At 31.4% G+C, this 9589-nt stretch carries 13 protein-coding genes and 1 pseudogene; 12 read left to right on the top strand and 2 right to left on the bottom strand.

Annotation, left to right across the window (positions count from 1 at the left end; all coding sequences use genetic code 11):
* Positions 1–279: hypothetical protein (locus HMPREF9709_RS10110; RefSeq protein WP_005399379.1), on the top strand; the 279-nt coding region annotated here is incomplete at its 5' end.
* Positions 280–361: 82 nt separating this feature from the next.
* Here HMPREF9709_RS10110 and HMPREF9709_RS09320 read toward each other — a convergent pair.
* Both HMPREF9709_RS09320 and HMPREF9709_RS09315 read right to left on the bottom strand, forming a co-directional pair.
* Positions 362–658, bottom strand: a complete 297-nt coding sequence (locus tag HMPREF9709_RS09320; RefSeq protein WP_005399378.1) for a type II toxin-antitoxin system RelE/ParE family toxin — start codon at positions 656–658, stop codon at positions 362–364.
* A complete protein-coding gene (locus HMPREF9709_RS09315; protein WP_005399377.1) occupies positions 648–959 on the bottom strand; it encodes a type II toxin-antitoxin system RelB/DinJ family antitoxin in 312 nt (103 codons plus the stop codon). The genes HMPREF9709_RS09320 and HMPREF9709_RS09315 overlap by 11 nt, the downstream gene beginning before the upstream one ends.
* A 157-nt stretch (positions 960–1116) precedes the next feature.
* Between HMPREF9709_RS09315 and HMPREF9709_RS09310 the strand changes: the two genes are divergently transcribed.
* From HMPREF9709_RS09310 to HMPREF9709_RS10030, 11 genes and pseudogenes are all read left to right on the top strand, one after another.
* Positions 1117–1647, top strand: coding sequence for an alpha-amylase family glycosyl hydrolase (locus HMPREF9709_RS09310; protein ID WP_005399376.1), 531 nt, complete (start codon positions 1117–1119; stop codon positions 1645–1647).
* A 103-nt stretch (positions 1648–1750) separates the two neighbouring features.
* Positions 1751–2398, top strand: a complete 648-nt coding sequence (locus HMPREF9709_RS09305) for a hypothetical protein (RefSeq protein ID WP_005399375.1) — start codon at positions 1751–1753, stop codon at positions 2396–2398.
* The gene (locus HMPREF9709_RS09300; RefSeq protein ID WP_005399374.1) at positions 2395–2739 is read left to right on the top strand and encodes a Spx/MgsR family RNA polymerase-binding regulatory protein; all 345 of its coding nucleotides are present in this window, start codon (positions 2395–2397) and stop codon (positions 2737–2739) included. The genes HMPREF9709_RS09305 and HMPREF9709_RS09300 overlap by 4 nt, the downstream gene beginning before the upstream one ends.
* A 7-nt stretch (positions 2740–2746) precedes the next feature.
* Positions 2747–4099 (top strand): 23S rRNA (uracil(1939)-C(5))-methyltransferase RlmD, encoded by a 1353-nt coding sequence (gene rlmD / locus HMPREF9709_RS09295; RefSeq protein ID WP_005399373.1) that lies wholly within the window; start codon positions 2747–2749, stop codon positions 4097–4099.
* Between the two features lie 369 nt (positions 4100–4468).
* Complete coding sequence (locus HMPREF9709_RS10105) at positions 4469–4867, top strand: hypothetical protein (RefSeq protein WP_040464297.1); 399 nt, start codon at positions 4469–4471, stop codon at positions 4865–4867.
* Between the two features lie 379 nt (positions 4868–5246).
* The gene (locus HMPREF9709_RS09890; RefSeq protein WP_157573294.1) at positions 5247–5393 is read left to right on the top strand and encodes a DUF1413 domain-containing protein; all 147 of its coding nucleotides are present in this window, start codon (positions 5247–5249) and stop codon (positions 5391–5393) included.
* A 133-nt stretch (positions 5394–5526) separates the two neighbouring features.
* The gene (locus HMPREF9709_RS09285; protein WP_005399370.1) at positions 5527–5895 is read left to right on the top strand and encodes an ArsR/SmtB family transcription factor; all 369 of its coding nucleotides are present in this window, start codon (positions 5527–5529) and stop codon (positions 5893–5895) included.
* A gap of 145 nt (positions 5896–6040) precedes the next feature.
* Positions 6041–6262: a cation transporter gene (locus tag HMPREF9709_RS10375; RefSeq protein WP_003145146.1), complete on the top strand. Its 222-nt coding sequence runs from the start codon at positions 6041–6043 to the stop codon at positions 6260–6262.
* Between the two features lie 15 nt (positions 6263–6277).
* Entirely contained in the window at positions 6278–8122 is a 1845-nt protein-coding gene (locus HMPREF9709_RS09275; protein ID WP_005399369.1) for a heavy metal translocating P-type ATPase, read from the top strand.
* 143 nt (positions 8123–8265) lie between these two features.
* Positions 8266–8745 carry a Csac_0668 family 2Fe-2S cluster-binding (seleno)protein gene (locus HMPREF9709_RS09270; protein WP_005399368.1) on the top strand — a complete coding sequence of 160 codons (480 nt, stop codon included), beginning with the start codon at positions 8266–8268 and terminating at the stop codon, positions 8743–8745.
* A gap of 767 nt (positions 8746–9512) precedes the next feature.
* Positions 9513–9589: pseudogene (locus HMPREF9709_RS10030) on the top strand (cadmium resistance protein CadD); the annotation flags it as partial.

The following is a 9589-nucleotide window of genomic DNA, read 5'->3' as shown; positions in this document are numbered from 1 at the left end:
TACTATCAAGAGTTGATAAAAATCAGAAAAAATCACAAGGCAATTTCTGAAGGAAAATACAAAAAAGTTGAATCCATTTATCAAACATATGCATTTGAGAGAATTTTTGAAAATGAAAATATTTTGATTATGCTTAACTTTATTGGAGAAAACACTGATTTAGAAGTGGACGGTTCAATAATTGAAAAATATAAAGATGGTGAAATATTGATAAACAACTATGATGATTTTGATTTCAGAGAAATGAAACCATATCAAGCAGTTGTGATTAAGAAATAGTATTGATTTGTGGAATGTAGGGGAATTAATAATGATAAAATAGACTGGAGCAAAATTTATATTTATTTTGCTCCAGCTGATTTTAGTTTGTGTTGTTTTGAGAAGTGTGGATTATTCCAATAATATTTACATTCGAATTTTCTATATAGTAAATAATACGATAACTATTTATTATTAAAGATCTGTATTTTATATTATTTTCTGAAATTATATAAACTCTATTTCTTTTTGGAAAGATAGATAAAGAAAATATACTATCTATAATTTTTTTCTTAAATTTATGAGCTGTCTCTATATATTGTGAATTTGAAGATATATATCTTATAATTTCCTCTAAATCATTATAAGCATCTTCAGAAATTACAATATTATATTTCATTAATTAATTTATCCAACTTTTTATTAACTTCTTCTAGAGAATATCTTTTTTTATCTTCAGCTGTCTTGTGTCTCTCTTCAAGTAAAGTAAGTAGTTTTTCTTCAGTTAATTTATCTCCGTCTATTGCTCCATTTTTCCTAGGTAGTTCTAATTCAAATGGTATTTTTTCTTGTAAGGCAACTTGCCTTAAAAATAAATTTATTGCTACAGACATTGATAATCCTAATTGGTTTAAAACTGTTTCAGACCTTTCTTTAAGATCTGGTTCTATTTTAATCAATATGCTTGATGTTTTAGCCATTTATACCTCCTAGTAAATTATTTATTACTAAATTATTTATTATCTCATTAATATTTTATATCATTATAATGTATATATCAAGTATATATAAAATATATATTTTATGATACATATAATTTATTTTGGAAAAGTTCAGTAATAAATAAACTAAATTTATATGCGACCTTTCGTAAAGGTGGACTATAAAGATGGTCAAAAATGGGTGCTTGATGAAGTAAGATGGGATGAATTATTTGGTCTATTTGATGATTGGCAACGAGAAATGCAAGAGAATGGTGGAAGGACGCCTGTGGCTTGGGAAGAAAATTCTCCATTCCACGGATTTTCAACAGTTGAGCCATGGATAGGTTTTGGAAATGTAAGTAATTTTTATGATAAAGACATAAAAAGCGAAAAATCAATTTACAAATACTATCAAGAGTTGATAAAAATCAGAAAAAATCACAAAGCAATTTCTGAAGGAAAATACAAAAAAGTTGAATCCATTTATCAAACATATGCATTCGAGAGAATTTTTGAAAATGAAGAGATTTTGATTATGCTTAACTTTATTGGTGAAAACACTGATTTAGAAGTGGATGGTTCAATAATTGAAAAATATAAAGATGGCGAAATATTGATTAATAACTACGATGACTTTGATTTCAGGGAAATGAAACAATATCAAGCAGTTGTGATTAAGAAATAGTATTGATTGGTGAAATGTAGAGAAATTAAAAATGATAAAAGAGGGGCTTATGCAACAGTCCCTTTTTGTATTATAATTGGTATAATAAGTGTAGGAGGTAGTTATGAAGACTATACACTTTATTTCAGGTTTAGGAAGCACTAAAGAGTCTACACAATTATTAAATACTGAATTAAACAAACATGGATATGAGATAAGATTTTTAGATATTCCAGGGCAGTATTCTAATGTTAATGTTAGAATAGTTGATGAGAAAGATTTTGTAGTATGGTTGAAGAATACCATTCCTAAAAACTCTATTGTTATGGCTTTTTCTATGGGTGCTGATTTGGCACTTAAGTTTAATAAGGTGATAAATCCTAGCGATTTAATTATTCTAGATGGAGGTATCATTGGATACGATTTTGATAACAGAGATCTAGAACAAGATATACAAGAGACAAGAGATATTATAATCAAAAATACGTTAAATATGAATCCAGATACTATCTCAAATTTAATTTCAATTATTGCTGATGACTATAAAGATATTTTTAATGTTGATTTACATTCCAGAGTATTGTTTATAGTTGCGGATAGTCCAAATTATGTTTTTGAATATAAAAAGAATAAAATTGACAAATATTACGAAACTAATCGCGATGATATTACTATTAAGATTATTCAAAATACGACTCATGAGATTTATACTCAAAAACCGAGATATTTGTCAGAACAAATTGTTGAATGGCTCAAAAAGGAGGAAAAATGAAACTTATTTGCTATAAAAACTGTAGTACTTGTAAAGGTGTAGAAAATTTAATGAAAGAAAAGGGGATAGAATACGAATATAGAGACATTAAAGAAGATAATCCAAGTGCAGAAGAAATCAAAGAATTTCACGAAAAATCAGGCTTAGATATTAAGAAGTTTTTCAACACTTCTGGCACAATCTATAGGGAAAATAATATAAAAGACAAATTACCAAATATGAGTTTGGAAGAAAAATATGAACTACTTTCTACAGATGGAATGTTGGTTAAAAGACCAATACTTATAGATGGGGATAAAGTTTTAGTAGGACCGCAGGTTAAAAAATCATTAGAAGAATAGGAAAAATATGGCAGAAAAAAAAGTAAAAATAGTAGATATGGTTTACCCGAATTACTCGATTGGAGAGGATGAGGAAGGCAAGAAGTATAGATTTAAAGGTGGCATAACGGGGCAAGAAGTGATTATTCATGCTGGTAGGAAAAAGGCTGGATATATAAAAGCGAAACTAATGGAAATTGTTGAGAAGTCTCCATTAGAAATAAATAATTTCTGTGAAAACCCAAATGCGTGTAGTAACTGTAAATTTCAAAATCTTGAATATTCAAAAGAGTTAGAATTAAAAGAAAAAATGATTTCCAATCTATATAAAAAGATTGGTTGGGAAAAATCAATTAAATTAAATCCTTCCCCAATTATTGAAAACTACAGAAATAAGATGGAATACACATTTGGAGACTCCTATAAGGGTGGACCATTAGTCCTAGGCAATCACACAATTGGAAAGTTCTATGAACTCACAGAATATGGGGGTTGTCAAATTGCCCATCCAGATTTTGAAGTGATAAGAGAATATACACAAAACTTTTTTAGAGAGAGAGGATTCGATTTCTTCCATAAAACTACCCATAAAGGTGATTTAAAGTATTATGTAATAAGATATTCATTTTATCAAAAAACATTCATGCTAAATCTTGTAACGCCAACAACTGAAAAATTAACACAAGACATTCTAGATGAATACATTTCTGGATTCGAAAACATAAAAATTGAGGGCAAAATCGCATCATTTTATCACACAGTTTCTGATTCCATTGCAGCAGCAATAAAGCCTGATAAAATAACAAAAGTTTGGGGTGAAGACCACTTAACAGAAAAAATAAATGGATTGATTTTCAACATTAGCCCATTCTCATTTTTTCAACCAAACCCAAAAGGTGCGGAAAATCTATACAACAAAGCCTTAGAACTAGCAGGTGACATTAATCAAAAAACAGTCTACGACTTATATTGCGGTACTGGCACAATTTCGCAAATTTTTGCCAAAAAAGCCTCAAAAGTAATTGGTGTAGAGATAATCGAAGAAGCGGTAGAAAAAGCACGACAAAATGCAGAAATTAACGGGCTCTCAAACCTAGACTTCAGAGCAAATGACGTCTTAGCAGAAATTGACAATTTAACCGACAATCCAGACGTTGTAGTTTTAGATCCGCCAAGAAGCGGAATCCACCACGATGCAATTAGAAAAATCTGTAAAATGGAAGCAGACAAAATCGTATATATCTCCTGTAACCCTGAAACACAAGTCGCAGATCTTAAAGTTTTCACAGAGAATGGATACACAATTGAAGAGATAGAGTGCTTTGATCAGTTTCCGAGGACGATGCACGTCGAGGCTCTAGTATTGATGACAAGGGAATAGTTGGCTAAAGGCTCTGGAAGGCTTGAAATCAATAGGTTTATGATTTTTAGGTTGAGTAATGAGATTATAAATTTATTGAAATTAGTGGTCATAAATATATTCTAAATACTTGCTTGTAGCAACACTATGAATATTTAGGAAAGGTCGTAGCACCAAGTAGGTAAGCATTTTCAATAATTTCCACTTCGCTTTGCTTGTGAAAATTAAGAAAATCGCTTAACACTTTGGATATTTTGGTAGGTCGTGTCAACGGTATGGATGGGGAAGCGTGTTTAAGAATTATAAAAATGTGATCACAATGTGGATTTAGTTAGGGATAATTTTTATATCGTCTATCCTAAAATAAGTTCCTACTTATTAATGAGCCTATTGAATAATTATTACACCTTTTATCAATTAGAAAACTTAGGGAAAAGATATGGTAAGGACTTATTTAAAATTCAGAAATATTACTTAAATAAAATTAAACTTCCAGATGTAGATAAGTTTAGTAATAAAGATAAAGCAAAATTAGAAATTTTAGGTGAAAAATTATCAAATCAAATTAGTAATCAAGAGAAGACAATAATAGAAATTTCTAATGTTATTAGCAATTATTCGAATATTAGTTTTGAAGAGATCAACAACTCTTTCAAAAATTTACGTAACGATAGATTGGGGGGTAATATGAGTGAAATCAATGTAGTTAGTTTATTTTCTGGAGGTGGTGAGATAAATGGCCTATGTACCACACGGATATATAATTACGAATGGAGTTATTACTGTTGATGAGATTCATGAGCTGCGTGAAAAACGTCAGGCGCTCCTTATTGAAGATGCATCCTTGAGTGGTGAGAATGAGAGAATCAGCGAGCTGATAGAATTTATCCGCAATAACAAATACTGTACTCTGAGATATTCTGATACCCTAGTAAGGAAGATTATCCAGAATGTTAGTGTTTATGATGACCACTTTGTAATATGCTTTAAATCTAGAATTGAAATGGAAGTATGATTTAATACTAATATAAACCGTCAATTAAGAGTTAGTTTCTCTTGATTGGCGGTTTTTGCATTGACTTTTACATGATTTATACATGTGATATTATCAAAAATGTTGTTTATAAGGTTATTGATAAGGAGTTGTCCATATGAGTGATGTAATAAGCTGTTAGATGAAGCTATTAAAGAAACCGAAAACTTGTACGAAGGTGAAGTCTTTATTTTTAAGGATTTGTTTAAAGGATATGTATGGAACAGGATACCGAGAAAGGATGGTACTAATGTCTTAGTAGATGTTTTTGAGATATTTTAAATAATATAAAAAACACTTGAATAAATGCTCATATAACTATTGACACAAGAAAAAAATAAGAATATAATAAATACACAACGAATGAATGATTGTTCAAGTATTCATATAAAATGATTTAAAAAGAGGTGATAATATGACTAAAAAATTTAATTCAATTGAAAGATGTGACTGCAATGTAATTCATGATGATATTGTAAATCAAGTTAGAGATAAAATGCCTCATGAAGAAAGCCTTTATGATCTAGCAGAATTATTTAAAGTATTTGGAGATTCAACACGAATCAGGATATTATGGGCTTTACATGAAGCTGAAATGTATGTTTGTGATATCGCTGTATTACTTAACATGACACAATCAGCAATTTCCCATCAGCTGAGAGTCTTAAAACAAGCTAATTTAGTGAAAAGTAGAAAAGAAGGAAAAGTAGTATATTATTCATTAGTTGATGATCATGTAAGAGAAATATTTGACCAAGGTCTAATTCATATCAACGAGAAGTAGTAATGCGGTAGAATAGAATATTTTTTGAAGATATTTGGGAATATATTTAAGTCTTCATTTCAAATGAGCAATGCTTCAAGAAAATTTGAAAAAGACTTGTAGTATTCAAAATAAAATTACAAATAATATTTAGGAGGATTTAATAATGAAAAAGAAATTTATACTTGAAGGTTTAGATTGTGCAAATTGCGCGGCAAAAATGGAAAAGGCTATTAATGAGCTTGATGGAGTGAAAGAAGCTACTGTTAACTTTATGACCACAAAACTCGTTATTGATGGTGAGGATGAAAAAATGCCAACAATAATAGCAGAGGCCGAAAAAATAGTTAAAAAAATCGAACCCGATACAACTATGAAAAAGGCTTAAAGGAGGCTATTTAGTATGACAAAACGACTATGGCGAATAATTATTGGTGCAGCCGTGTTATCTACAGCAGTATTGCTTAATTTAAATAACGAATGGTTACAGATTGCTCTCTTTATAATAAGTTACATTATTGTAGGTGGAGATGTTGTAAAAAGAGCTGTAAAAAATATTTTTAAAGGTCAAGTTTTCGATGAAAACTTTTTAATGAGTATTGCAACAATTGGTGCATTTTTTATTGGTGAGTATCCTGAAGGTGTTGCAGTTATGCTGTTTTATCAAGTTGGAGAACTGTTTCAAAGCTATGCAGTTGGCAAGTCGAGAAAGTCAATTGCAAGCCTTATGGATATTCGACCAGATTATGCAAATGTTAAAAAAGGTGATGAACTTGTCAAAGTTGACCCAGATGAAGTACAAATTGGAGATATTATTGTAATTAAAGCAGGAGAAAAAATTCCTCTTGATGGCAAGGTAATAGAGGGAAGTTCAATGATTGATACATCGGCACTAACAGGCGAATCTGTTCCTCGTGAAGTAGAAGTTGGAAGTGATATCCTAAGTGGGTGCATCAACATTAATGGGGTTATTACAGCAGAGGTTACCAAGGAATTTGGAGAATCTACTGTAAGTAAAATTCTTGATTTAGTTGAAAATGCAAGTAGTAAAAAATCCAATTCAGAACAATTTATTACGAAGTTTGCGAGATATTATACACCGGTTGTGGTTATAATTGCAGTTTTTCTAGCTATTATACCGCCTCTTGTTATAGACGGGGCGACTTTTAGTGATTGGATATATAGAGCACTAGCATTCCTTGTGGTATCCTGTCCGTGTGCTTTAGTTATTTCAATTCCGTTGAGTTTCTTCGGTGGAATAGGTGGAGCCTCAAAAAAAGGTGTTTTAGTCAAGGGTAGTAATTATTTAGAGGCATTAGCAGAAACTGAAATTGTTGTTTTTGATAAAACTGGAACACTAACGAAAGGTGTATTTAATGTACAGGAAATTCATCCAGAAGGAGTTTCCAAAGAAGAGCTACTAGAATTAACTGCACATGCGGAAAGCTATTCCAATCATCCGATTTCACTTTCACTGAAACGTGCATATAGCAAAGAAATAGACAATGGACGTATTTCAGATGTAGAAGAGATATCAGGTCATGGTGTTATTGCAACAGTAGATGGCAAAAAGGTTATGGCAGGAAATATCAAACTTATGAAAAAGATGGATATCCCTTATTTCAAGGGAGAGCTGATTGGTACTGTTGTACATGTTGCTGTTAATAACAAATATATAGGTTGCATTGTAATTTCCGATGAGGTAAAGGAAGATTCAGCACAAGCAATCAAGGAACTTAAGGCAGCTAATATTAAACAAACAGTTATGTTGACAGGTGATAATAAAAGTATTGGTTCAAAAGTTGCTAAAGAGCTTGGTCTTGATAAGGTTTATGCAGAACTGTTGCCAGCAGACAAAGTTGAAAAACTAGAAGAATTATTTTCGCAAAAATCTAAAAAAGGTAAACTTGCCTTTGTTGGAGACGGAATCAATGATGCACCTGTATTAGCTCGTGCAGACATTGGAATAGCAATGGGTGGTTTAGGTTCTGATGCGGCCATTGAAGCTGCTGATGTTGTAATTATGACTGATGAGCCATCGAAAATTGCTACTGCAATGAAGATTTCTAAAAAGACACTAAAAATTGCACATCAAAACATGGTATTTGCAATTGGAATAAAAATAATTGTTCTTATTTTGAGTGCTTTTGGAATAGCTACTATGTGGGCAGCTATATTTGCAGATGTAGGTGTAACTATCATTGCAGTATTAAATGCTTTTAGAGCTTTGAATGTAAAGAATCTATAAACTATTTTTCCTATTCACCCCTTGAATGATACCGATAATTGACGATACAATCAAGGGGTATTTTTTAATTTAAAAACTATAAATGAAAATTGGTTGGGATTTACCTTGAATTAAATGGTTTTAAAGATATGGAGGTTATGTAATTGAAAGTTATTGATGAATGTTGCTGTGAATGTATCACACAAAATTTAAATAGAACAAAGGAGAGTTGCCCTGTTTGTAATAATGAAGGAGTAACAGTTAGTAGGATAACCGTTGAACACTTGGTGACAGATGATTATCGTAATGCCGTTGATGGAGATCAATATAAGATATGCATGAATGAGGACTGCGACGTTATTTACTATAACTTAGATAAAGAAATAAAATTCTTAAAAGACCAAGTTAGGGTTCCTATCTGGTTTAAGAAAGATGCAGATCCTAAGTATGCTTGTTATTGCAGCAAAGTCACAGAAGAACAGGTAATTGAAGCAGTTGTAAAGCATGGTGCGAAAACCGTTAAAGAAGTAAATGCCATAACTGGAGCAATGAAAAATTCGCTTTGTAAGGAAAACAGTCCTTTGGGGGTATGTTGTCATAAGATTATTCAGGAAGCCATTGATAAGGGATTAACCATGAAATGATTTGAGTTGATATGTTCTCACGAACAGACAAAACCGTTGATATCTTCCCACAAACGAGAGCCAATATTGGATATGTTTTCAACTACGAGTGTGGATATGTTCCCCTTAACCATAGGGTTGAGAACGCAGTTTTGATAGCTATCAAGGCAACTCGAAACATGTTGAAGCCCTAACCCTGCTATCGCGCGATTAGCAAAGCTAATCGATGCGAAGCAGAGGTACCAAAGGCATTAGTTTTTCTTAGCCAATCGCTACGCTCTTGGAGAAAAACTGAATAGGCCTCACGTGTGCCCTGTGGGCATGCCAGACTTTCCCAAAGAGAAGCGAGTGAATAACGAACTTCAATTGGTGAAAGCTACGGCTGAGGCTCTAGTATTGATGACAAGGGAATAGAGGGTTAGAGGCTCTGTAAAGCCTGAAATCAATAGGTTTATGAATTTTTAACTAAATAATCATATTATTAATTTTTTTATTAAAAGGCTAAGCAGCATTAAAAATAGTGAATGAGATGATTCAATATTAGATAAATAATCTTTGTTAGATCTAATCTTATGTATATACAATCTTCGTAGTTTGAGTGGATATCTATTATCATACTTGACAAAATTTGATAATTTAAGTAGAGTTTAAATAATACTTAAAAGAAAAGGTGGGAAAATTGTGAAATTATTTCTTCAAATGTCTCCATTGGCAACTGCCAAGGCACAATGTGTTTGCAGTCAATTTTTGATTGGTTATAAAAATTAAACATTTTGAAAGGAGAAATAATGGAAACAATAGTATCCGCTTTATTAGTTTTTGTCTCTACATCAATTGACTACTTAGTTGTTTTGACTATTTTATT

This window comes from Helcococcus kunzii ATCC 51366 (assembly GCF_000245755.1).
In the GTDB taxonomy this organism is placed as follows: Bacteria; Bacillota; Clostridia; order Tissierellales; family Peptoniphilaceae; genus Helcococcus; species Helcococcus kunzii.
This window is presented reverse-complemented; position numbering and strand designations above follow the sequence as displayed.